This window comes from Nosocomiicoccus massiliensis, from assembly GCF_002871345.2.
In the GTDB taxonomy this organism is placed as follows: Bacteria; Bacillota; Bacilli; order Staphylococcales; family Salinicoccaceae; genus Nosocomiicoccus; species Nosocomiicoccus ampullae_A.
Map to the genome: position 1 here is coordinate 937,989 of NZ_CP136964.1, position 23,653 is coordinate 961,641.

Annotated in this window: 21 protein-coding genes and 2 pseudogenes; 11 read left to right on the plus strand and 12 right to left on the minus strand. The window is 34.9% G+C overall.

From position 1 onward, the window contains the following. Window positions 1–38 precede the first annotated feature (38 nt). Complete coding sequence (locus CJ229_RS04955; RefSeq protein WP_040928576.1) at window positions 39–467, plus strand: acyl-CoA thioesterase; 429 nt, start codon at window positions 39–41, stop codon at window positions 465–467. Window positions 468–505: 38 nt separating this feature from the next. On the opposite strand, the gene CJ229_RS04960 is transcribed toward CJ229_RS04955, so the two are convergent. From CJ229_RS04960 to CJ229_RS04985, 6 genes are all read right to left on the minus strand, one after another. Beyond that, window positions 506–973: a DUF1307 domain-containing protein gene (locus tag CJ229_RS04960; protein WP_180953424.1), complete on the minus strand. Its 468-nt coding sequence runs from the start codon at window positions 971–973 to the stop codon at window positions 506–508. A 99-nt stretch (window positions 974–1,072) separates the two neighbouring features. Continuing rightward, window positions 1,073–1,540: a DUF1307 domain-containing protein gene (locus tag CJ229_RS04965; protein WP_102167857.1), complete on the minus strand. Its 468-nt coding sequence runs from the start codon at window positions 1,538–1,540 to the stop codon at window positions 1,073–1,075. 100 nt (window positions 1,541–1,640) lie between these two features. After that, entirely contained in the window at window positions 1,641–2,771 is a 1,131-nt protein-coding gene (locus tag CJ229_RS04970; RefSeq protein WP_070709622.1) for a hypothetical protein, read from the minus strand. 108 nt (window positions 2,772–2,879) lie between these two features. Then, the gene (locus CJ229_RS04975; protein WP_102167856.1) at window positions 2,880–3,698 is read right to left on the minus strand and encodes a metallophosphoesterase; all 819 of its coding nucleotides are present in this window, start codon (window positions 3,696–3,698) and stop codon (window positions 2,880–2,882) included. 103 nt (window positions 3,699–3,801) lie between these two features. Beyond that, window positions 3,802–4,488, minus strand: coding sequence for a DUF4357 domain-containing protein (locus tag CJ229_RS04980; protein ID WP_210391816.1), 687 nt, complete (start codon window positions 4,486–4,488; stop codon window positions 3,802–3,804). A 3-nt stretch (window positions 4,489–4,491) separates the two neighbouring features. Continuing rightward, entirely contained in the window at window positions 4,492–7,545 is a 3,054-nt protein-coding gene (locus CJ229_RS04985) for a type I restriction endonuclease subunit R, EcoR124 family (protein ID WP_317846513.1), read from the minus strand. Between the two features lie 189 nt (window positions 7,546–7,734). On the opposite strand from CJ229_RS04985, the gene isaB reads away from it, so the two are divergent. The 4 genes from isaB (at window position 7,735) to CJ229_RS05005 (ending at window position 10,378) form a co-directional block, all read left to right on the plus strand. Further along, window positions 7,735–8,220 carry an immunodominant staphylococcal antigen IsaB family protein gene (isaB, locus tag CJ229_RS04990; protein ID WP_102167854.1) on the plus strand — a complete coding sequence of 162 codons (486 nt, stop codon included), beginning with the start codon at window positions 7,735–7,737 and terminating at the stop codon, window positions 8,218–8,220. 134 nt (window positions 8,221–8,354) lie between these two features. Beyond that, window positions 8,355–8,750 (plus strand): NUDIX domain-containing protein, encoded by a 396-nt coding sequence (locus tag CJ229_RS04995; RefSeq protein WP_180953423.1) that lies wholly within the window; start codon window positions 8,355–8,357, stop codon window positions 8,748–8,750. Between the two features lie 81 nt (window positions 8,751–8,831). Beyond that, window positions 8,832–9,035: a hypothetical protein gene (locus tag CJ229_RS05000; RefSeq protein WP_102167852.1), complete on the plus strand. Its 204-nt coding sequence runs from the start codon at window positions 8,832–8,834 to the stop codon at window positions 9,033–9,035. Between the two features lie 215 nt (window positions 9,036–9,250). Next, complete coding sequence (locus CJ229_RS05005; RefSeq protein WP_317846633.1) at window positions 9,251–10,378, plus strand: restriction endonuclease subunit S; 1,128 nt, start codon at window positions 9,251–9,253, stop codon at window positions 10,376–10,378. A 32-nt stretch (window positions 10,379–10,410) separates the two neighbouring features. Here CJ229_RS05005 and CJ229_RS05010 read toward each other — a convergent pair whose 3' ends face one another. The 3 genes from CJ229_RS05010 to CJ229_RS05020 form a co-directional block, all read right to left on the minus strand. Continuing rightward, entirely contained in the window at window positions 10,411–11,340 is a 930-nt protein-coding gene (locus tag CJ229_RS05010) for a site-specific integrase (protein WP_102167850.1), read from the minus strand. A 75-nt stretch (window positions 11,341–11,415) separates the two neighbouring features. Continuing rightward, window positions 11,416–12,624: a restriction endonuclease subunit S gene (locus CJ229_RS05015; RefSeq protein ID WP_317846514.1), complete on the minus strand. Its 1,209-nt coding sequence runs from the start codon at window positions 12,622–12,624 to the stop codon at window positions 11,416–11,418. Beyond that, on the minus strand, window positions 12,624–14,216 hold the full coding sequence (locus tag CJ229_RS05020; protein WP_102167848.1) for a type I restriction-modification system subunit M: 1,593 nt from the start codon (window positions 14,214–14,216) through the stop codon (window positions 12,624–12,626). The genes CJ229_RS05015 and CJ229_RS05020 overlap by 1 nt, the downstream gene beginning before the upstream one ends. A 370-nt stretch (window positions 14,217–14,586) precedes the next feature. Between CJ229_RS05020 and CJ229_RS05025 the strand changes: the two are divergent. Next, a pseudogene (locus CJ229_RS05025) lies at window positions 14,587–15,441 on the plus strand (Abi family protein); the annotation flags it as partial. Window positions 15,442–15,855: 414 nt separating this feature from the next. Here the strand turns inward: CJ229_RS05025 and CJ229_RS05030 are convergent. Next, the gene (locus CJ229_RS05030; RefSeq protein WP_102167846.1) at window positions 15,856–16,101 is read right to left on the minus strand and encodes a cytoplasmic protein; all 246 of its coding nucleotides are present in this window, start codon (window positions 16,099–16,101) and stop codon (window positions 15,856–15,858) included. A gap of 697 nt (window positions 16,102–16,798) precedes the next feature. Here CJ229_RS05030 and CJ229_RS05035 point away from each other — a divergent pair. From CJ229_RS05035 to CJ229_RS05055, 5 genes and pseudogenes are all read left to right on the plus strand, one after another. Next, window positions 16,799–17,853 (plus strand): annotated as a pseudogene (locus CJ229_RS05035) (2,3-butanediol dehydrogenase). Window positions 17,854–17,958: 105 nt separating this feature from the next. Continuing rightward, window positions 17,959–18,255: a rhodanese-like domain-containing protein gene (locus CJ229_RS05040; protein ID WP_102167845.1), complete on the plus strand. Its 297-nt coding sequence runs from the start codon at window positions 17,959–17,961 to the stop codon at window positions 18,253–18,255. 183 nt (window positions 18,256–18,438) lie between these two features. Beyond that, window positions 18,439–19,335 (plus strand): nuclease-related domain-containing protein, encoded by an 897-nt coding sequence (locus tag CJ229_RS05045; RefSeq protein ID WP_102167844.1) that lies wholly within the window; start codon window positions 18,439–18,441, stop codon window positions 19,333–19,335. A 243-nt stretch (window positions 19,336–19,578) separates the two neighbouring features. Beyond that, window positions 19,579–20,763 (plus strand): IS256 family transposase, encoded by a 1,185-nt coding sequence (locus CJ229_RS05050; RefSeq protein ID WP_317846515.1) that lies wholly within the window; start codon window positions 19,579–19,581, stop codon window positions 20,761–20,763. A 347-nt stretch (window positions 20,764–21,110) separates the two neighbouring features. After that, window positions 21,111–21,683, plus strand: coding sequence for a transposase (locus CJ229_RS05055; protein ID WP_102167196.1), 573 nt, complete (start codon window positions 21,111–21,113; stop codon window positions 21,681–21,683). Window positions 21,684–21,907: 224 nt separating this feature from the next. Here CJ229_RS05055 and CJ229_RS05060 read toward each other — a convergent pair whose 3' ends face one another. Together CJ229_RS05060 and CJ229_RS05065 are read right to left on the minus strand one after the other, a co-directional pair. Beyond that, entirely contained in the window at window positions 21,908–22,600 is a 693-nt protein-coding gene (locus tag CJ229_RS05060) for an ABC transporter ATP-binding protein (RefSeq protein ID WP_102167195.1), read from the minus strand. Between the two features lies 1 nt (window position 22,601). After that, window positions 22,602–23,612, minus strand: coding sequence for an ABC transporter permease (locus CJ229_RS05065; RefSeq protein WP_102167194.1), 1,011 nt, complete (start codon window positions 23,610–23,612; stop codon window positions 22,602–22,604). Window positions 23,613–23,653 lie beyond the last annotated feature (41 nt).

The following is a 23,653-nucleotide window of genomic DNA, read 5'->3' on the forward strand; positions in this document are numbered from 1 at the left end:
CCAAATTTATTTTTATAACCGAAAAGAGGTCAACACATATGGCATACGTTGCTGAAACTGAAATCCAATTATTATATGCAGATACGGACATGATGGGTGTCATGTACCATGGAAATTATATAAAATGGCTAGAGCTTGGTAGAATTCAATTAATTGAAGATCTCGGGTTTAGTTATGTTGAAATGGAAAAAGAAGGGTTCGTTGCACCGATTCACAACGTCAATATTACGTACAAAAATCCGATTATATACGGCGACCGTGCATTTGTACGTACGTGGGTAGAAAAGAACACCGGAATTCGCGTGACGTACGGATTCGAAATCGTCAATGAAGCACGTGAAACGTGTGCGGACGGTGAAGTGACATGTATCGTCGGTAAAAAGACAGAAACTGGTTTTCGTCCAGTAAACTTTAAAAAGGCGTACCCAGAATGGTTTAACAAGTACGAAGAAATAAAAGTAAAATAATAAAAACACGTGCGTCTCTATGGTGAGACACACGTGTTTTATTCTTCTAGCGTTAAACCATTTCGCTCGAAAATGAATTTATGCTTATTAAAACTAATTTTCCCGTCACTCATTTCAGCGCGTTCATTTACGATACCCTCTTTAATAAGTGCGCGGAGTTTTTTATCATCATAAAGGATGACCATCTTTTGAGTGATTGTATCATCACCATTCACTGTAAAGTCAAACTTCACAGTCCCTCGTGGTAATTTTTCATATTTTTCTTTTAGTTTTTGTTTTTCATCTTGTAATGACTCTCTCGCGTCTTTTGTCGTCTCATAGCCCCAGTATTTTAAAGGTGCGGTCGTTTCGTAAATCTCTTTTGTTACCACATTGTCTTTATGATATACCGTCACTGTACGATTATACTCTTCAAATGTTCCAGTGAATACGGACTTTTTAGAAGACACACATGCAGTGAGCACGAGTACTAGAGCGAGTAAAGTTATTATTTTAATAATCTTCAATATAAGCACATACCTTTTAACATTGTACGTGTTATATCGTAACATAAATTGCTTATATACGAACAGCTATTACGCTGTTGATAAAACACACACAATCGATTATTCCTGTTCTTTTAGACCGTCTGCTTCGTATTGTTCTTTCGTTTCTTTAAAACTTACTGTTGACGCTGATTTATCACCATCAAGGAAACCAACTTCGATTAATCCTTGAACATTTTCAGGTGTTGTATAATCTAAGTCAAATGTCATGATGATTGCTTGTTTTTCTTCATCGACTTCGACATTCACTTTAACAGCTCCGTCGGGTGCGTTACTTGCAAGTCTTTCATATGTTTCTCTTTGAACCTCTGCTGCTTCTTTTGCTTCATCGTCATTTTCGATACCGCCTGCTTCATAAGACAACTCATATACGAGATGCTCTGACTGTATATCGTCACCTTCAACGACTACTGTTGACTGAACGTCCATGTCGTCAATCGTCCCTGTAAACACGTGATCTGATGGACCTTTATTACATGCAACAAGTACTATAACCATTAAAGATAATAGTATCGTTCTTAGTTTCATTATTAAAATCTCCCTTTTTCATTTCTATCTATTATACGATAAAATATTATGTATTAGAATAAGTCCAGAAGAACTTATCCTTTTTCAGTATTACCGCATCTTATTTTACTTCTTTCAAGCCACCCGATTTACTAAGAGTTTCTACTGTTTGTGAATGGCTTACAAAATCTGTACCATTGTAACCTGCCGTTACTACATTCGCATCTGCTAATGCTTTAACATTTTCAGGAGAATCGTAGTTTACGATGTGGAAAACTTTTATCATTTCACTTTCTTCATCGTTAACAATTTCAACACTTGCTATATCCTTAGGAACTCCGTTTAATGCTTTTTCAAACTCTTTACTCTTTTCTTCTATCAATTGTTCTGCATCTTTTTTATTTTCAACATTTATATCTTTGTATGCAACTTCAGACATCTGTACTTCATAGAGTATTTGATCTTTCTCAGTATCTACGACATACATTTTATAAAAATCTTCTACATCATTACTTGCTTCATAATAATACTTGTCGTATTTCTCAACATCTTTTTTATCAGCAACGAGTAGTACTTTTTCGTCTAGCGCTTTTTTATCTATGTTAGAATTTGAAGCAGAATCATCTTCAATCACTCCAAGCTCTTTTAATGACTCGATGAATGACTCATAGCTGACAGTTTCTTCTGTTCCATTACCCTCAACGATATCATACGCTATAAATGTTTGGACGTTCTCTGGGTCAGAGTAGTTATAGAACTTATCATACTTTAAAGCTTTTTCGTCTGGAAGGTTTTCTGCAGTCACTTTTGCGACGTCATCCGGAAGGTCTGATAGTAATTGATCATGATAGGCATTTTCTTGATCAACAAGTTGATTGGCTTCTTCTTCATTTTTTAAGTCATAGTATTCATACGGGATTTTTTCAACTTGATGTAGAGTTAAAAGAATATCATTTTCTTTGTCTGCAGTAATCTCAATATCTACTTCAATACCATCAACGACATTTGAGTAGTGTTCTGTCGTCACTTCACCTTTAGTAGCGTCTTTTTGTAGCGTATCTGTTTGATTACTTGTATTTTCTTTTGCATTATCTTTTTTTGTTTCATTTTCTTTTGACGTATTTTCTTGAGTCGTTTCTTCAGTTTTTTCATCTTTTTTAGCTGAAGTATCTTCGACTTTGTCATCGGTCGGTGACTGACATGCAGTTAACATCACTATAGCAGCAGATAAAAATAATAGCTTCGCTTTCATGATTACTTACCTCTTTCTAAAATACTCAAAATTTTAAGCGTTTTTATTTTTTACAAATCGAATAAGCGAGTTTACACACTCTTTAAAAGAAAATAGTCCTCCTCTGTCCTAGATTTGAATGACATACATCGCATCACGTATCTCTTTTGTGATTACTTTCGTTCTCCATTCTCTTCTATAACCGAGACACGCACATATAAATGTGACGCCATTCTCTATAAAGTTATGACGAAAATGAATATGGCCTGAAACGCTATATCGAATATCATATTCATTATAAAAATCATCATATTTTGTTGTACCCATAAATGCATTATAATAATCGAATATTTTATGAGGCATCGGCACACGGAACTTTTTATTTGTTGCAACATGTGTAACGAGGATGATTTTTTTATCTTTCACTTTTTCGAGATCTTTCTTTGTAAGTTCTGCAAAATAGTTCGCAACGTCTACATCTGAGATTTTAAAGTCAATATTAAACTTATCCTGCCAATGACCACCTTTAAACGCGCGACGCTCTAACTCCTCATAAGAAAATCTTTCGCTCGCAAACGAATAATCATACCACGCAGGACTCCCGACAATTGCCCACTCATCGTTAATAATATACGGTTTCTCCAAGAGAGAATTCGGCTGGTGCTTAAAATAATCGTAAATCTCCCACGACGACTTATCATCTCCGCTCGCATTCCAAAAATCATGGTTCCCGGGGATAAAAATCACCTTCACACCCGTCACACCTTCAATCGCTTGAGTAAACTGCTGTGACTTTATATGATCATTCGAAATATCGCCCGCGATAATGAGTAAATCAAGCGAAAGACGGCGCACCTCATTAGAAACCTCACGTAGAAACGTCGATTCGTTAATTTCATCATTATGATATCTATCAACATGTAAATCAGAAATTACACCAATTTTCATAAACATCGTCTCCAAAATTGTATATAGGGATAGTGTAGCAAAGAAGTGCTATAAAATTACAGAAATGAAAAAGAAGCTAACTGGATGTTAGCTTCTGAATATATTATTTTTTAGTTCTAAATATATCTAATGGTTTTCCATCACGGGTTTTCCATTCCATCCAGCCGTTATTTTGGTTGCCGATAATTACAAAGCCTGCTGTTGATGGTGACGTACAAATGACATCTTCTTGTAAAATATTATCAACTATATGCGCGAGTCTTCTTGTTTCATTTAAATGTGAGGTATCTCCATCCGGTGCACAAAGGCTTCCTTTTAACACTGTAAAGACACCGTCTTCAACACGAGCTATACCCCTTACTTCACCGAAACCTCTTACTCTTCTATTTAATACGTATTCACCATCAGGGATAAGTGAAGTATCTCTTTTCATTTCTACTTCTTTAGTTGCATCATCAAATGTCTCTTCTTTAGACTTTTCTATAGGAAATACTTGTCTGCCTTCAAATGATGAAAGTAATTGAATGACTAAATCAATATCCAAAGCATATAGTTCTGAATTAGAAACTTTACTCTTTTTAAAAATATCATCTAGCAGTACTTCTTTTGCATGATAATCTTCAACTTCAATAGCGAACTTTCTGTCTAAAGCGACGACGTTAAAATATCCATTCCGTTCAAGAAAGTTCATACGATTTTCGAAGTTATCAACGCCTGTCTTACCGATTTTAACTAGACCTGGGACAGCTGTCGACATCACGTAAATAATCCCTCTATCGATTGTACTCACTCCTTACCTTTCATATAGCGGTGCGATTTCTTTAATGTATACGTCTTTTAAATTTTCTTTCAGCTTACGACGATATTTCATAGGTTTTACAGCATCTTCGTTTCTTGATTTATATGCTTGATAATCTCTTGATTTAATCAAGTCATTTTCTCCTAATTGATTATCTGAAGAGACTTTAAAGTTATCGACGACAAACATTAAATCGTTCTCGTCTACAGCGTACTTATACGCAAAGTTTTTTACAACACTCTCTTTTTCTTCTTCTTTCAGTTGTTCAAAAAGAATCAGAACGTCTTCTTTATCATATTTCTCTGGATTTTGTTTAATATTTTTCCAAAGTTCTTCAACGAGATACCCGAGTTTTTCATTCGACTGTTTTAAATCTGAAATGTATGATTCAATTTCTGACTGTTTTGCTTCGACTCGTTCTTTTGATTCATCTTGAGTAATACGACTTTCCATTACACTTTGAATAAGCCCTAATATATATTCATGGTTGACTGTATCTTTTGAAACTGAATTTATTTCGTATGCAATGTCGATGATGATATCGTCGTCTTCATCGTCTTCACCTGATTCTGCTTTAATTTCCTCGATTATGTTATTATATTTCGCAGTATAGTCTTCCAGCTTCTCATTCGTAATTCCAAATTGTTCAGCAATTTCCTCGGTGTAATCAGAGTATACTTGAAGCTCTTGGAACTTCTTATCAAACGCTTGGAATGCTTTTGCAAACATCTTCTTACTCGTAATCTCTGTTAATAAATCGATACTTTCTAGATTCGGTGCAATATGCATTAATTCATCGAACGCTTCTTTAAAACTATCAAATGCCTCTTCCCATTTCGGTGCTTGTACAAATGATTCTCCACCGTTTGAATATAAGAAGAGTGCTTCTTTCACCTTTTCTTCAAAAGTATATGGCGTTCTAAACGTCATAATTTGACCGTATTTTTTACCTTCATCATATAAACGATTTGTTCTAGAAAAGGCTTGTATTAAATGATGCGGTGGCATCGGATAACAATCCATAAATAGAATAGCTAAACTCGGTGCATCAAATCCTGTCAATAATCTGTCTACAACAATGACTAAGTCTAACTGCTCTTCTCTGAACTTATACTTGTCTTGTTTTCTTGCAAGACGATGGTTCACGTCTCTGTTATACGCACCAATTTGGTCTAATGTGAAGTTCGTTCCAAACATTTCGTTATAGTCTTCCATCGATTCTTTCATGTATTCTTGATTTTTAAACGAATGCTCTTCGTTTTCTGAAATAGAATACGTAATCGCAACTTTCGGGAAATCTGGAAGTCGTTTCTTCACTTGTTCTGAAATTTTAACTTCGGATTCATCGTTGATCACTTTTCTAAATAAACGATAATAATCTTGAGCACTCGCAATCGATGAAGTCGTTAATATCGCACTATATTGTTTTCCAATCTCATTATGCATACCAAATTTATGACGCGATTTATTAACAATTTGGTCGATAACTGTTAATTTATGACCGATTGTTTCAAATGCTTCTTTTTTAATTAGTTCTTCTTGTTCTACTGGTTCTAAATCATCAAAGTCCGTAATAGTACCGTTATATTGTCGATCCACATGATCTCTTAATTCGTCTTCTGTAAATGTACTCTTATATTCAATTTGAAAACCGAGTACTGCCTTATCATGAATCGCTTCTTTTACAGTATATTTGTGCAGACAATCTCCATACTGCTCTTCTGTTGTACGTGGAAGATCGGCAAACACCTCTTTAGCATTCTCTTCAAATATTGGCGTTCCAGTGAATCCATACCATAATGATTCTCTAAAAAACTTCTCGATTTCCATTTGTCTTTTCGGTGATATTGCACGATGGCACTCATCCACAACAAATGCGAGTTTCTTACCTCGAATCGATTTCCACTTTGGACTATCTTCATTACCTTCATAACGACGCATAACGTGATTTAATTTTTGAATCGTCGTAACGATGACGGTCTTATCTTTCGAATATAATTTTTTAATTAAATCATTTACGTTATCCGTATCATCAATCGACACAACGTCAGTTGCTGAATAAGATTTAAACGAGTCTCCCGTTTGCTGATCTAAGTCCACACGGTCAACGATGAATATCGTTTTTTCAATGCTATTCATGAGTAGTAAGTTTCTTGCGACTTTATAAGACGTTAATGTTTTACCAGAACCTGTCGTATGCCACACGTATCCAGATTCATGAAGTTTAGATGCTTCTTGAACCGCTTCAATCGCATGGATCTGATAAGGTCTTAGTAAAATAATCGAGCGTCTCTCACTATCTAATACAGAATATTGTCCGATCATTTTATGTGCCTGTGGAATCGATAGTACATCTTTCGCAAAATCTAAATAGTTATTCACTGGCTTATTATTCTCATCCACCCAGCGTGTTAAAAACTTAGAGTTCAATTTCCCTTTTTGTGCTGCCGCAATATAGCGCGTATCAACACCATTTGTCACAACAAACATTTGAATCGAAGAAAATATCCCTTTAAACTTACCTTCACCAGAGTACTTATCAATTTGTCTAAATGCATCCATGTAAGACGTCGAACGATTTTTAAGTTCGATATGAATCATCGGTAACCCGTTAATTAATAATGTCACGTCAAAAATACGATTACGATCTGTACTACTCGTCTTACTCGCTTGATACTGATTAATAATCTCATAAGAAGACGAACCACCTGCGATATCACGGTTATTCATGGCCATTAAACGAATCTCACCAACACGTGGATCATCACGAACGACACGCACATTCGCAATCCCATTTTCACCCGCTAAAAACTCAGCCGCACGATAAAAATTCGGGAAACTCAGTTCGTTCTTAACTTGCTCAAACTCCTTATCAGAAAGCGGCACATCATCTAAGACCGCTTTGTTGTTCATATTCAACTTATGGCGTAAATTCTCCCACAAATCATCCTCAGTCCGTAAATCATCACGATATGTCCACTGAGACACATTCTTCGTCAATTCATCAATCAAACTGCGCTCCATCGCCTCTTCAGCCGTGAACCTCATACACTCACCTCAAATAAAATACCTAGTGACTATATTATTACATATAATCTATTTAACGTTTATGTAGATTTATACATACCGTTTAATCTTAATCAGAAAAATAATTAAATCGTTCATTTATATCAAATGATTTTTTGTAACATGTATGTAATAATAAAAATGTAATTCCAATTAATTAGGAGGGGTTTTATGAAGAAAGTTTCAAAAATTGTTTTAGCGAGTGGTATTGCCCTGAGTTTCTCTGTAACACCCGAACTACTTAATACAACTGAAGCACAAGCAGAAGAGTACGTAGAACCTTATTATAATTATGAAGGTCATACTGAATATCAAAGTGATTTTATATTAGACAAGAATTTTAAAGAATCATTGAAGTACGATAATTTTACTATCAATGGATATCAAATTTCCAAAAATGAAAATGGTAAAAAACAAAAAGATTTAAATGACCAAACACTTTACAGTGTATCTGGAAATAAAGCGAAAGGTGTTCTCTTCTCATTAGATGGTCAATCCGTTAGTAAAAAAGCGTTAGTTAGCACTTATGGAGAACCTATTTACACATCTCCATCAGCATGGGGCGAAGAATATGTTTATGAAGTTGGAAAGAAAGACGTCAGATTCTTCTTCAATGAAAACGGATATGCAATCAAAGGCCAAATTATGAGTAATTAAAGATACTTTATATATAAACTTATAAAACATGGGAGATGAATTTCTCCCATGTTTTTTTCTGGAATTAGTGAGTATAAATCACAATAAAGAGTGTTAAAAGTATACAAAAATCATCAACAAAGTGAGTGAGTGAATTGGTTAATTATAATTGTGCATGTTTAGTAAATATCGAAGAAAAAAGCATATTTTTAGTGAGATCTTATGATAATAATAAATACTATCTACCTGGCGGAAAAATTGAGGATAATGAAAGTTTTGACGACACACTTCTAAGAGAATTAAAAGAAGAACTTTCTTTAAACATTAAGAAAAATGAAATAACATTTTGGAAGTCAATAGAAGGACCTGCATATCCTAATACTAAAGAAACTGTATTATTAAATTGTTTTCTCTACTCTGGTGAAAATTTTGATTATAAAATTAACAATGAAATAACCGATGCTAAATTTTTCTCAATCAATAACACAGACATAATGGCTCCGGCAGTTTTAAAAGTAATAAGTGCCTTAGAGCAAGATGGATATGTGTAAAATAGAACACGTATCAATGACGATAAAGTAATTGTGAAGCGAACTAAAATCATTAATAAACTTAAAAAAAGGAGGTTTTAGATGCTTTTAACAGTTTTAATAATCTTATTATTAATTAATATTTTACCTGCCCTGTATTTCGGTAAAAAATATTTGAATTTAAAAAAGAATGAATCTGGAGATAAAGAATTTGAAAGATTATCTGATTCTATGATGAATGCAGATAAGGTAATAATCCCACTTTCTATAATCATAGTTATAATACTCTATTTCATTCAGAATTAAGCTTTCAATTTTAAAAATGCTTTAAAATTATTAAAAAAATAACCCTCTAGTAATATTAAGAAATCCTAATAACTTAGTATTACTAGAGGGATTATATTTTCCTATTAATAAGTAGTGTAAAACATCATTCAATAACATCAATGAATAAAAAACCGTATAGGTGGTATTCAAGTATGATATGAGAATAGTGACAATCAATGTTTATATAGCATTTCATTGTTACATGGGAGCAGCGAGAGTTGGGAGACTTAGCTGATGTTTTTGATGGAACTCATCAAACTCCAGAATATGTAGATAAAGGAATTAATTTTATAAGCGTAGAAAATATAGATACTTTAATACCTAATAAGTTCGTAACCAAGGACTTTTATAATAAAAATTATAAAAATAAATTTCCTGAAAAAGGAGATGTGTTTTTAACTAGAATTGGAGATGTCGGGACTCCGCGTTTAATAGATAAAAATGGTGACATGGCTTATTATGTAACTTTAGCATTGTTGAAACCCAAGAATATTGATTCTTCTTTTCTTGTATCAAATATACAAAGTTCTTATGTACAAAATGAGTTATGGAGAAAAACTTTGCATATTGCTTTTCCTAAAAAAATAAATTTAGGTGATATTAATAAAGTTACTACTAAGGTACCTTCTATTAATGAACAAAATAAAATTGGAGTTTTTTTCAATTTAATCGATAGCTTAATTACTCTTCATAATAAAAAGCTAAAGTTCCTTAAGAAGCTTGAGAATGCGTACTCAGTGTGCTTATTTGCCTTTAAAAGTAATGCTCCTTTAGTCAGATTTTCAAATTTTAATAATGACTGGGAAATGTTTAAAGTAAAAGATTTATTTACTGTTACAAGAGGGCAGGTCCTTTCTGTGGATAAAATTTCTAAATTTAAAACTGATAATAATAAGTTTCCTGTATATTCATCACAAACACATAATAATGGGCTGCTCGGTTATTATCATGATTTCCTATTTGATACTGCAATTACGTGGACAACAGATGGTGCAAATGCTGGAACGGTTAAATTCAGATCAGGTAAATTTTATAGTACAAACGTAAATGGCGTTCTTATATCCGATGATGGTTATGCTTGTGAAGCAGTAGCGAAAATTATAGAAAAAGAGACTCCTAGATGGGTCGTTAGAGTTGGTAATCCAAAATTAATGAATAATGTCATGAGTGATATTACTATAAAAATATCTAGCGATATTAATGAGTTAGAAAAGATATCAAACATATTTGTTAAAATAAATACTCTTATAGAGTTAGAAAAAGATATTATTGAAAAATATGAAAATTTAAAGAAAGAATACTTAAACTATTTATTCATTTAATCAAAGTCCCAATTTTCATTGGGACTCTTTTTTTATACTATAGTCGCTAGGAATTGCATCATTTTATGATTGTCTTTATTTTCTAATTCTCTAATAATGTGTAAATATGTTTGCTGAGTTGTCGTTATGTTTGAGTGCCCAAGTCTTCTTGATACACTTGCAATCGATACACCTGCAAATAATAATAACGATGCATGTGTATGTCTAAGTCCATGGATTGAAATTACTGGTATTCCAGCATCTGTGCATTTTCTTTTTAGATAGTCATTAATTGTTGAGTTAAATATTCTTCGCCTGATGAACATTGGTCTATCTTTTGGTAGACCTATAGTTAAGTTCGAAAAATGCATACATGTTTGCCAATCTAGTTGTATTTTACGATTAGATGACTCATTCTTTGTTGGTATAAACCCACCTCTCTTATTTTTGTAGTTCCAAGATTTGTTTATTGATAATGTTTGGTTCTTAAAATCAAAATCGTTTGGAGTAAGTGCAAGTGCTTCAGAGAATCGAAGTCCTGTTTTAGCAACGAGTAGTATAAACCAATCTCTATTTATCACACTCTTAAGTTCTAAAGTAGAAATAAGAGTTTGTAACTCACTTTGGTTTAAATACTTTTGTTTCTTATCACCTGGATTCTTCCCTTTAATTACTGCTTTTCTAGTTGGATCTCTTTCAATTAAACCCTCGTCTACAGCATCTAAAATAGCAGCTTTAACTTGATGATGAAAATCCATTGTCGTCTGTTTTTCGTGGGTTAAAGCATAATCATTAATCAACTTTTGATACGTCATTCTGTTCAGCTGAGATATCTTTAAATTAGGCGCTAACTCTTTAAGTCGACGATAGGTGATATTGTACTTATTTAAAGTTACATCCCTAACTGCTCCAACTTTATAGAGTTCCACCCAATCCTTAAAATAACTGTGAAACAAACGATTCTTACTTAATTTTCTAACCATAAAAATAAACCTCCAAAATAGTTTTTAGAGGTTTAGTGTAAAGGTTGAAGAATTGTTTTGCTTGTTATTTATAATCTAGATAAATAATTTGTTTAGGTACAACTCTTTGAGGGATAGAAGTTGTTCAACTTTATGGATATCTTTCTGTCTGTTTAAATTTGCGAAAATGCTACCTATTAATTTTTGTTCTGAAAGTTTAGGTAGTCTTAATTTGTAATCCTTTATTTGTTTTAAGTTGATATTTGGTTGAGCCCCAGCACCCCATTGTGTAGATATATAGTGCTGAAATTTGGAACTGTGTAAAACATATTCAAGATAATTATTATCTATTTTATTTTCTATACCACGTATAATACCTATTCTTTGATTACAATAAGCATCATGATTTAAAGTGTATCTTCCAATTTTGCCAGTAGTTGCACCTGACATAGCGATTAAATAATCACCGCTTTTGATAAGAAAATCTATGTACTTAGAGTCTTCTTTTATGAAAGTGCCTGGCTTCTTAACGATTCCAGAGTCAATATCTGAAATTCTAACTAATGGAATACCATTATTAGAAAACTCTTCACTTTTAAAGCCGTATCCTGATTTTATTTCAATTAAGTCCCCTAAAACCACCTCATCACTTTCTTCAATTAAAGAAAAATCTAATCGTCTTACTAAATCAAGTTTTAATTTTTCAATTTTTTCCTTTTTTAGATTATGAAGAGTAATCATAGAATCTAGTTTATAAAGCAATCTGCCAATCTTTTTCTGTTCATTAACACTCGGTAATGCAATCTCTAATTTCATAACATTAGCTTTAGAAATATTATATCTAGATATTCCTTGTGCAAGTATATACATTTTCTTTCTAAAGGTTAAAGTTCGGAATAAATAACTAGAAAAAATCATATCTAATTCTGATTTTTCATAGGGCCTTAAACCAAATGAAAAACTATTTAAATAGAGATTGTTGATATCTTTCCCTATTACCGAAGACATACCAACTTCTTCTGGTACTTCAGAAGAAATTGTAAAAAATATATCTCCATACTTAACTTTATTTTGTTTACTGCTAACATTCACTTTTTCTAAATTATCTACATCAACAATATGATTATTGAATATATTTTTATATGGAACGTATAAAGATTCGCCATGTCCAAAATCTTTTTTTGTTTTACCAGTTAGACCTGAATAATCTTTCCCTAGTTCTCCCAACTTACACTGCTCCCAATCTTCACTGAATCCTTTGAATCTTAGCTTCGGCACTAGTCTCTGTTCACCTTGTTTTATCATTATTTGAACATCTCCCTTGTCGCCTCGATGATTTCTCTTGATTCATCTGTCACTTCTAACTCATCAAGCATTGCAAGGAATTCTTTTTCCGCTTCAGCGATCTCTTTATTTATCTCCTGCATTTCTTTTGACAATGCTTTAATATCGATTGGTTCTGGCTCTTCAAATGTATCGACGTATCTTGGGATGTTTAAGTTAAAGTCGTTTTCTTTTATTTCTTCAAATTCTGCAACGTAAGCATATTTGTCTACGAATTCTCTGTTTCTATATGTTTCTAGAATTTTTTCGATATTTTCTTCTGTTAAATGGTTCTGATTTCTCTTTTTCTCGAATTCCGCTGACGCATCTATGAATAGAACGTCACGGTTCGGACGGTCTTTTTTCAGGATTACGATTGTCGTTGGAATAGATGTGTTAAAGAATAAGTTTGAAGGTAATCCAATTACCGCGTCTATTGATCCATCTTCTAATAATTTTTTACGGATTGCTTCTTCTGCACCACCACGGAATAGTACACCGTGCGGGAGTACGATTGCCATCGTTCCTGTATCTTTTAAGTGATAAAATCCGTGTAATAGAAATGCGAAATCCGCTTTTGATTTTGGCGCAAGTCGGCCATATCTAGAATATCTGTTATCCATTAGGAAGCCTTTTTCTGCAGACCATTTTGCTGAATATGGTGGGTTCATAAGTACCATATCAAAGTTTGTAGGTTCTTCTGTTGGCCAGTCAGCATCTAACGTATCTGCGTTATGTAGGTGTTGCTGCGCAATTGGTACACCGTGTAAAATCATATTCATTCGTGCTAAGTTATATGTCGTATTGTTTAGTTCTTGACCGAAATATGAGATTTTTCCTGGATGATTTGAATATTTTTTCGCGTTTAGCATTAAAGAACCCGACCCCATCGTTGGGTCATATACAGTAAGCCCTTCTTTATCTTCCTTACCTTCAATAGCGATACGAGTCATTAGTTCTGATACAGGTTGAGGTGTATAGAACTCCCCTGCTTTTTTACCAGATTCAGATGCAAATTGTCCGATTAAGTATTCATAAGCATCACCAAGCACGTCACCAGCGTGACCTGTTAAGTTTAATGTAGACAGTTCTTTCATCACTGATGCGATTAATTCGTTTTTCTTATGATCTGTTGTTCCAAGTCGACGTGCATATAAATCAATGTCTTCAAACAGATCTTCAAATGCTTCAGATGACTGCTCGATATCTTTAAACCCTCTAGCAAGTGATTCTAATTCAAACGTACCATCGTTAATTTGTGACATTAGCTTTGTGAAAGTTAACTCAGGTTTAATTGTATATGAGAATGTATCTTGTACATCATATAATAAGTCTTCACGGTCTTCATCGTCACTGTATATTTCTTCATAAATTTGCTGTGCTTCATTTAAATCTTGAGTTGGTGACTCCATTAATTCAGATATGTAATATAACATTTTGTCAGATAAGTATTTGTAGAAAACAAGTCCTAGAAGATAGTCTTTATATTCGTTCGCATCCATTCTAGAACGTAAAATATCAGCTGAATTCCATAATGTTTGGTACAACGTTTTTGTATTTATTTTTTCTGCCATTGTAAGATCTCCCTATATTAAATTTTAATAGAAAAATAGCCCCTCCTAAGCAATAGTCTTATTTACTTAAGAAAGGCTAATTAATAAACAAATTCAATCAACTTTTTAGTATAATATATTTAATTATGTATAGATATAAAAAGAGCCTTGCCATAAATGACAAGGTCAGTCTGCTAAATTAATTATATAACATAGATATATTTTGTCAAATTTATTGATTTTAATTTTACAATTTTTAAATCAGGAGTGACGCATTGATTAAACAAGACAAGGTTTTTAAAACTCATGTTCAACAATTAAAGATACTTAAATCAAGAGGATTAGATATTTTTCCGATTTATTATAATTTAAATATTATAAAGAGAGCAATTATTATAATTTAATCAATGGATATTCCGACTTATTTTTATCAAATAAAAATAGTGGAGTTTACATAAAAGGGAGCTCTTTAAAAGAGATTTACGAATTATATACGTTCGACAAAAGACTACGTAGTCTATACTTGAATGAAATCTTACGAATAGAAGAACTAGTCAAATCATCTATAGCTTATAATTTCTCTATGAGCTTTGGTTATAAAGACTATGATTATTTACATAGGAATAACTTCACATCATATAATGATGGTATAAAAAATACAGATGTAAATTATTTAATAAGCAAATTAACGAATAATATTTGGAAATCTAAGAATGTACAACCGTATATTAAACATTATAGAGAAGAGCATAACTATGTGCCGTTATGGGTACTAGTTAACTCGATGACTTTTGGTGAAACAAGTAAGTTTTACTTGCATATGAAACACCGAGAAAGAAAGCTTGTATCAGATACTTTCGATCATAATTATCCAATTTCACCGAAAAACTTTGATAATTATTTAAAAACATTAGGTGTTTTTAGAAATATACTAGCGCATGACGAGAGATTCTATAATTTTAAGAAAAAGAATAGATATGGAAAACCTTATGTCATTAAGTTTGATGGGTATTTGAACTTAACTGAGATTGACTCTTCTGTTGCAAGTTTAACTTTTATTCTGAAATTATTATTAGAACCAAAAGATTTTAATACTTTTGCAGATCAACTTACCAAAGAATTTATGAACTTGAGCGAAGAATTAGTAACTATAGATTTCCAAGCAGTTTTAAATCAAATGGGATTCATATGTCCATCTTCAAACATCAATAATTTAGATGATGTTGTACGTATATTAAAAATCTGACCTATTTTAGATTGATATTAGTTATAAAAATATTCGAGCGCCCTATCGTCGGCGAACTGAAATCTTCACCGTCGCGTACAGGGATATCGTCGGCGAGTTTTTAAAATACCGACGGTAAATCGAGTATCGTCGGTGAAAAAGTGGTTCCCTGAGAATTCGCCGACGATTCGATGATTCCCGTCGGTGAATAGAAATTTGGCCGACGATAAGTCTCATAGCGTCGGCGGGAAGTCTGTTTCACCGACGATTCGCGACGGACAATTGTTTTTCATCGAGTTATCAAGCATTGATCCTAATTTTTTCGATTTACTTTCACAAAATGAAATACCCGTTTAATGATATACGGCCCTCTACTTTTTCAAATAAAAAAGACGATAGAATTTTCATTTCTATCGTCTCGCATTATATTTTCGTTTAGAACCAGTGATTGTGCATTTTCTCTAATGATTCTTTTGTAAGTGGATATCCAACCGATTCTCCTATGACAGCGTCGATACCACAGTATGGACAAATGGCTGTCTTATCTCGATAATCTATGCTCCATTCAGTTATTTCTCTCGGTGAGAAGATACTAACACAATAGAAACATCCACATCGTTCTTCACTTTCTAGCATCGTTTTATTGGCAGTACTATATTTATGAGCGGTTATATGATCCATAATATCTCCTTACAGTACATAGTTTTTATTATTATATCACTAAGCTTAAACCTAGAGAAGGAAGACTTTTAATCATTTCATTAAGGTTACTTCCAGAGATATCCTCTAGAATTTTTTTCATATCTACTGTAAAATTAAGCTGAGTCATTTGTATTCTCTCCCTGTTAATTTTTGTTGGTAACTAAATTATAACAGAGAATACGATGGCTCTTTTTTCTATTTTACACAATTATATGGACGTAACTGGTATGACCCCCTATCGTCGGTGAACTGAAACCTTCACCGTCGCTAACGGGGTTATCGTCGGTGAGTTTTTAAAATACCGACGGTAAAACGAGTATCGTCGGCGAAAAATGGATGTATCGAGATTTCGCCGACGATTCGATGATTCCCGTCGGCGAATAGAAATTTGGCCGACGGTAAGTCTCATAGCGTCGGCGGGAAGTTCGTTTCACCGACGATTCGCGCCAGCCCCGTAGGTTTTCATCGATTTGCGATAGTTTGTCCCATATTGTCATGCAACCCTAGTTTTTCATCGATTTAAAAAGAATAAAAGTCCGCTCCCCCACTCATCAATCGCCTAAACACACTCAAAAATTCTAACTTCTCACAAAATCGCCGAATTTTTTCTTCTTATTATGCATAATAATGAACGTTCACTTGGTATAATAGATGTATAAATATAAAAGGAGTGTTTTTGAAGAAAGCAGTAGTTTACTATGACACGAAAGACGTCCGTATTGAAGAGGTTGAAGAGCCTAAAGTTCAAGATGGTCTTGTGAAAGTTAAGGTTGCTTGGACGGGTATTTGTGGTACGGACTTACACGAATATCTTGGTGGCCCGATCTTCATCCCTGGTGATGAACCGAACCCAATCACTGGTCAAGAGCGTCCGGTCGTTATGGGGCACGAGTTTTCTGGTGTCATTGAGGAGTTAGGTGAAGGTGTTGAAGGGTTAAACGTTGGAGATAAAGTATGTGTAAATCCAGCGTTAACGAATAACTTACACCCGAATCCGTTATATGACTTCTATAAAGAAGGTACTTTCATCGGTCTTGGTTGTGATGGTGCGTTCGCTGATTATGTCGTTGTTCCAAAAGAGAATATCGTTAAATTACAAGATTCAACTTCACTTAAAATCGGTGCACTTGTAACGCAACAGCTGTTGCGTTACAAGCGATTCGTGAATCTGAAATGGAATTTGCAGAGTCTGTTGCGATTTACGGTGCAGGACCAATTGGTCTCGTGACTGTACTTGCTGCACGTGCGGCTGGTGCGAGAGATATCTTCGTATTCGACTTATCAGATGAGCGTTTAGAAAAGGCGAAAGAATTCGGTGCAACTCACACATTAAATAGTGGTAAAGAAGACCCTATCGAGTATATCCACCAGTTCTATCCAGACGGCGTAGATTGTACATTTGAAGTTGCTGGTGTACCGATTACGTTAGAACAAGCGATTCAATCTACTCGTCCAAGAGGTATGGTAACAATCGTTTCTATCTTTGAAAGAGCAATCGACTTCAACCCAATGTTACTCACAACAAGTGGTGTAAGAATTTCTTCTACACTTGGATACGAGCCAGACATTTTTGAAGCAACTGTGAAAATGATTGAATCAGGTCAAATCGACCCAAGCCCAATGATCACAAGTGAAATCGAGCTTGATGAAATTATCGACAAAGGTTTCAACACTCTAATTGAAGATAAAAGCCAAGCGAAAATCTTAGTCAAACTTAGCGGCGAAGAATAAGATTAGTTTCAAACATTGTATCCGAATCGGATACGGTGTTTTTTTGTATGCAATTTGGAGGAGTTCATATAAAATCAAATTAGAGATAAAGTTGGGAGGATTTTAATGGAACAGTTAGAAATGCTAAATTTTACTAAAGATGAATTACAAAAACTCGCGGACAACAAGCAGTTAATCGATGTGCGTTCAAAAGAAGAATACGATGAAGTACACATACCAGGTGCGATACTATACCCTCTTGACGAAATCGAGACGTTTGATTTACCGAAAGACCGCGAATATTATGCATATTGCCGCTCTGGAAAACGCAGTGAAATGGCATCACAATACTTAGAACAACTCGGTTACGAATTTAAAAACTTAAACGGTGGAATAATTGCATACGTCAGTGAAGTAAAGTAAAGATGAGGAGACTCATCTTTTTTATTTTGCATACAGATTTTAAAAATCTGCTATAGGAATTACTTAAAAACCGCGAATGTTTTTTTAAATACTACGTATTTTAAGAACGGAAACTAGAAAATTGCTTTTAGACTGATTGTACTTTATCAGCTAATATAAGCGTAAAACAGCTGGAGGTTTTATATGTTGGAAAGAAGTTTTGCGCATCAGCAGTTGCGTGCGTTAAAGTGGCGATTACCATTAGATGATGATTCTAAATATTACTTAGAGCGATTAGAGCGTGGGTTTGAAGGTGAAAATGAGTTTTCTGAGATTTTAGCTTCGTATAATACGTGTACAAGTATCCATGATTTTACGTTTGAAATTGATGGCTCTACACGTCAAATCGATACTGTTTTTTTATCTAATAATGAATGTATACTGTTTGAAGTGAAAAACTACATTGGTGATTTTATTTATAAAGAAGATGAGTTTTATGTATATCATAATATGCAAAAAATCCCGTCACCTGTAAGGCAAGTCGATGAAGCATCGAGTAAATTTCGGGAGTTATTGCAGCGTATCGGCGTACGAAAATCGGTGCGGCATTATGTCGTGTTTATAAACGAAGAATTCCATTTGTATAATGCACCGGATCACCTATCGATTATTACGCGTGCACAACTGAGGCGCGTTCTAGACAATTTGGCTAGAAACCGAGATGCTGTGAGTGATACCACTCTTCAGTTAAAGGAAAAGTTACTCGCGCATAATATAAAAGACACTCGCCCCGCACAAGTAATCTATCAATACGATCATTTAAAGAAAAATGTATTTTGCTATAACGATGGTACTCCGCTTCACCTATCTGGGCGAAATTCTTTTTCTTGCGAGACATGCGATTTGAAAACCTCAGTAAAAGAAATAGTTCTTGAAACCGCTCGGGACTTCTCTGTCATTTTTCCGACAGAGAAAATTACTGTACCCGCACTCATCGACTTCTCAGGCGGGGTACTCACAAAACACAATTTACAAAAAGTATTAACTGAAGAATGCGTGCGTCATAACAAAGGTCGCGGTACGCATTATACATTACGATGAAGAAGAAAAGCCCCGTAGTATTTTATCTTGTAAAGTAGCGGTGCGTGCGGACGGTGAATTTGAATGAGAGTGCTCGGCTAGCGGCTGGAAATTGGTTCGAATCGTCGGTGAATAGGATTATTCGCCGGCGATTCTTTGATTTCGGAGTTACGTCCATATAATTGTGTAAAATAGAAAAAAAGAGCCATCGTATTCTCTGTTATAATTCAGTTACCAACAAAAATTAACAGGGAGAGAATACAAATGACTCAACTTAATTTTACAGTAGATATGAAAAAAATTCTAGAGGATATCTCTGGAAGTAACCTTAATGAAATGACTAAGGGTCTTCTAACTTTAGTGTTAAATCAAGTGATGCAAGAAGAACGAGATGAATACATGGGTATTGGCTCATATGAAAGAAACAGTAGTCGAAAAGACTATCGTAATGGCAGTTATCGCCGAGGGTTCACAACGTTAGTTGGAAAAATTGAACTCGAAGTCCCACGAACACGTTCCGGAGAGTTTTCACCACAGGTATTTGAGAAGTGGCAAAGAAAGGACCAGGCGCTCGTGCTTTCTTTGATTGAAATGGTAGTCAGCGGTGTGTCTACGCGTAAAGTCACTAAAATTGTGGAAGAACTAGTCGGAGAAAGTGTCTCGAAATCATTCGTATCTAACGTGATGAAACGATTAGATCCAGAAATCCAAGACTTCGCGGAGCGTTCATTAACACACAATATATTTAAATATGTATCAGTAGATGCGATGTATATTAAAGTACGTGAGAATCATAGAATCGTCTCTAAAGCTGTGTATATTGCGCTCGGTATTGGTGTAGATGGTCATCGTGAAGTACTTGGGTTTAAAGTGGATGATGCTGAGAGTAAGAATCACTGGGGGCACTTTTTACGTGACTTAAAAAATCGTGGGTTAACACAACCAGAACTCATTACTTCAGATTCACATCAAGGTTTAAAGCAGGCGATTCAAGAAGAGTTCCCGGGCACACCTTGGCAAAGATGCACAGTCCATTTCTTAAGAAACATTACGAATGTAATGCCTAAAAAAGGTTCAACTGTTGCGCGTCAATTATTGAGAGAGATTTTTCATACGACAACACCCCAACATGCACGAGAAGCAAAAGAGAAGTTTTTAGACTTTGTATCAGAGGATCCAAGATTTAATCACGCGGTAGAAATTTTAGAAAGTGGATTTGACGATGCGATTCAATGTTTAATGTGTCCAGCGGCTAGACAAAAGTTTTTAAAAAGTACAAACGCACTCGAACGACTAAATAGTGAGTTAAGACGTCGTGAGCGCGTTGTTAGAGTATTTCCAAATATCGAGTCTGCATTTCGTTTAATTGGCGCACTTCTTCTTGATGCGAATGAAGCCTATAAAGAAACAAATAGAAAAGTGAGCGCATTCGTGGAAGCTAAAGAATAACAGAGAGATTTTTATTTTACACAATATTTAAGACTTGACCGATTTCGGCCGAATCGTCGGTGAAATGAGATTTCCACCGACGCTATGGGACTTATCGTCGGCCAAATTTCTATTCGCCGTCGGAAATTGCCGAATCGTCGGCGAATTATTGAGAAGCCCATTTTTCGCCGACGATACTGTTGTTACCGTCGGTGAAATAAAAACTCGCCGACGATAATGCTGGCTGCGTCGGCGAGAGTTCATTTTCGCAGTTACGTCCATATAATTGTGTAAAATAGAAAAAAAGAGCCATCGTATTCTCTGTTATAATTCAGTTACCAACAAAAATTAACAGGGAGAGAATACAAATGACTCAACTTAATTTTACAGTAGATATGAAAAAAATTCTAGAGGATATCTCTGGAAGTAACCTTAATGAAATGACTAAGGGTCTTCTAACTTTAGTGTTAAATCAGGCGATTCAAGAAGAGTTCCCGGGCACACCTTGGCAAAGATGCACAGTCCATTTCTTAAGAAACATTACGAATGTAATGCCTAAAAAAGGTTCAACTGTTGCGCGTCAATTATTGAGAGAGATTTTTCATACGACAACACCCCAACATGCACGAGAAGCAAAAGAGAAGTTTTTAGACTTTGTATCAGAGGATCCAAGATTTAATCACGCGGTAGAAATTTTAGAAAGTGGATTTGACGATGCGATTCAATGTTTAATGTGTCCAGCGGCTAGACAAAAGTTTTTAAAAAGTACAAACGCACTCGAACGACTAAATAGTGAGTTAAGACGTCGTGAGCGCGTTGTTAGAGTATTTCCAAATATCGAGTCTGCATTTCGTTTAATTGGCGCACTTCTTCTTGATGCGAATGAAGCCTATAAAGAAACAAATAGAAAAGTGAGCGCATTCGTGGAAGCTAAAGAATAACAGAGAGATTTTTATTTTACACAATATTTAAGACTTGACCATTTTCGCAGGCGATAACCAGAATCGACGGCGAATCCGGCACTCCACCGACGATTCTCAGTTAAATTACTCCCCCTCCCCACAAAAAAAGATTCCCCCAAACTATCCTATATCTTTAGGGGGAATCTAGGAATAGTTCAGGGGAATCCGCGAGAATTCTACAGAAGGAGAAAGTTTATTTATCTCTATGCGCTTTCTTTATCTTGTATTTTTTCTTCTTGTAACTTACCGCCTTTTAAGACGTATAGGCGATCTGCGTATTTAAAGATGCGCTGGTCGTGAGTAATCATGATGCATGCTGCGCCGTTTTCTTTGACGCGCTGTTGGATAACTTCGACGACTTGTACTGCGCGCTCGAAATCGAGTGATGCGGTTGGTTCATCTGCTAATATAAGTGACGGGTTATTCATAAACGCACGAGCAATTGCGACGCGTTGTTGTTCACCACCAGATAATGATTTTTGATAATGGTCGAGTCGGTGCTCAAGTCCAAATAGTTTAAGAATTTCTTCAGCACGTGCTTTTGCTTCTTTCTTACCCATGCCCGCTTCACGTCCGACGAACTCGAGTTGCTCTCGGACTTTTAAGTACGGCAGTAGGTGCGACTCTTGAAATATAAACCCGATTTCTCCGAGCCGTAAGTCTGTCATTTCGCTATCTTTATAAGACGTCCAGTCGTCTCCATCCATAATAATCTTTCCATCTGTTGGGGATAAAAGAGCACCGATAATCGATAGTAGCGTACTTTTCCCTGAACCGGACGGTCCATATAATACGACGAGTTCTCCACTGTCGACTTTTAAGTTGATATCTTCTAGCACTTCAGTTTGAGTATCACCTTTACCGTAAGTTTTTGATATATTCTCTAGCTTTAACACATTAATCTCCTCCTATCGCAGTTAACGGATCGATTTTTACGACTTTAATTACTGATAATAGTGCGCCAATTAATGATACAACCATAAATGATCCAAATAATAACACGACTAATTTATTGTTTACGAAAAACGGCATCGTTACTGGTAATAAAGTACTCAGTAAGTACGTGAGGCCAATCGCAATTAGTGTACTTAATATAACGATGACGAACACTTCAGTGACGATCATCGATACCATGCGCATGTTTTTTGTGCCGATTGCTTTTAAAATGCCGTATTCTTTCGTTTTTTGTATCGTTATAACGTAGAAGAATGCGCTAATCACAATCGCAGAAATGACGAATAAAAACACGACCATTAAATTGAGTGGTAACTGCTCTGCTTGATAGCTCGGAATGCCGTTCATTAAATCTTTTTTCGTAATCGTCGTCACACCTTCCGCTTGAAACTCATCACTACCTACCATAATATTTACGTCTGCTTCTTTAATTTTTTCGAAGCCCTCTTTTGTTGTAAAAGCGATTGGCGTGTGCGCGTACATTTGACGTTTCACAAATCCGCTTATCTTATACGTGATATCTGAGTCCTTTACTTCAACTGTATCGCCAACGTTATAGCTTTCTGCCATCGTACTGTCAACGAGTATTTCATCTTTTCCGTTTGGCTGACTTCCTTCAACAATATTTAAATTCACAGCATCTGTATAAACGAGCTGTACGCTGTCGTTGTTTTCAAATCTTAGAGGTGTCATGGATAGACTTTTATAGCCATTGTCGCGTGCGTCATTTACGACATCTTCACTTAACACCGACTGCTGAATCTCGTTGTTTGAATCGTCTTCAATTAAAATTGCTTCGCCAGATAATGACTCGATCATTGAAATATTATCTTTTCCAAGCCCTTGTGCTAAACTTGAAACAAACATGACTAAAAATGCGAGTAAAAATAAAATTATGCCGATCATTAAATATTTAAATTTATAGTATTTGAGTTCTTTAAAAGCGATTTTCATTGGTCCATCCCTTCCTTCACTGTGTATATTACACCGCTACT

Coding starts and splice junctions, on each gene's coding strand:
- CJ229_RS05015 (WP_317846514.1), bottom strand. CDS start 12,624: ATGATAAAACAAGGTGAACAGAGACTAGTGCCGAAGCTAAGATTCAAA.
- CJ229_RS05050 (WP_317846515.1), top strand. CDS start 19,579: ATGACTCAACTTAATTTTACAGTAGATATGAAAAAAATTCTAGAGGAT.
- CJ229_RS05040 (WP_102167845.1), top strand. CDS start 17,959: ATGGAACAGTTAGAAATGCTAAATTTTACTAAAGATGAATTACAAAAA.
- CJ229_RS05055 (WP_102167196.1), top strand. CDS start 21,111: ATGACTCAACTTAATTTTACAGTAGATATGAAAAAAATTCTAGAGGAT.
- CJ229_RS05045 (WP_102167844.1), top strand. CDS start 18,439: ATGTTGGAAAGAAGTTTTGCGCATCAGCAGTTGCGTGCGTTAAAGTGG.
- isaB (WP_102167854.1), top strand. CDS start 7,735: ATGAAGAAAGTTTCAAAAATTGTTTTAGCGAGTGGTATTGCCCTGAGT.
- CJ229_RS04955 (WP_040928576.1), top strand. CDS start 39: ATGGCATACGTTGCTGAAACTGAAATCCAATTATTATATGCAGATACG.
- CJ229_RS04985 (WP_317846513.1), bottom strand. CDS start 7,545: ATGAGGTTCACGGCTGAAGAGGCGATGGAGCGCAGTTTGATTGATGAA.
- CJ229_RS04975 (WP_102167856.1), bottom strand. CDS start 3,698: ATGAAAATTGGTGTAATTTCTGATTTACATGTTGATAGATATCATAAT.
- CJ229_RS05065 (WP_102167194.1), bottom strand. CDS start 23,612: ATGAAAATCGCTTTTAAAGAACTCAAATACTATAAATTTAAATATTTA.
- CJ229_RS05020 (WP_102167848.1), bottom strand. CDS start 14,216: ATGGCAGAAAAAATAAATACAAAAACGTTGTACCAAACATTATGGAAT.
- CJ229_RS05010 (WP_102167850.1), bottom strand. CDS start 11,340: ATGGTTAGAAAATTAAGTAAGAATCGTTTGTTTCACAGTTATTTTAAG.
- CJ229_RS05030 (WP_102167846.1), bottom strand. CDS start 16,101: ATGGATCATATAACCGCTCATAAATATAGTACTGCCAATAAAACGATG.
- CJ229_RS04970 (WP_070709622.1), bottom strand. CDS start 2,771: ATGAAAGCGAAGCTATTATTTTTATCTGCTGCTATAGTGATGTTAACT.
- CJ229_RS05000 (WP_102167852.1), top strand. CDS start 8,832: ATGCTTTTAACAGTTTTAATAATCTTATTATTAATTAATATTTTACCT.
- CJ229_RS04965 (WP_102167857.1), bottom strand. CDS start 1,540: ATGAAACTAAGAACGATACTATTATCTTTAATGGTTATAGTACTTGTT.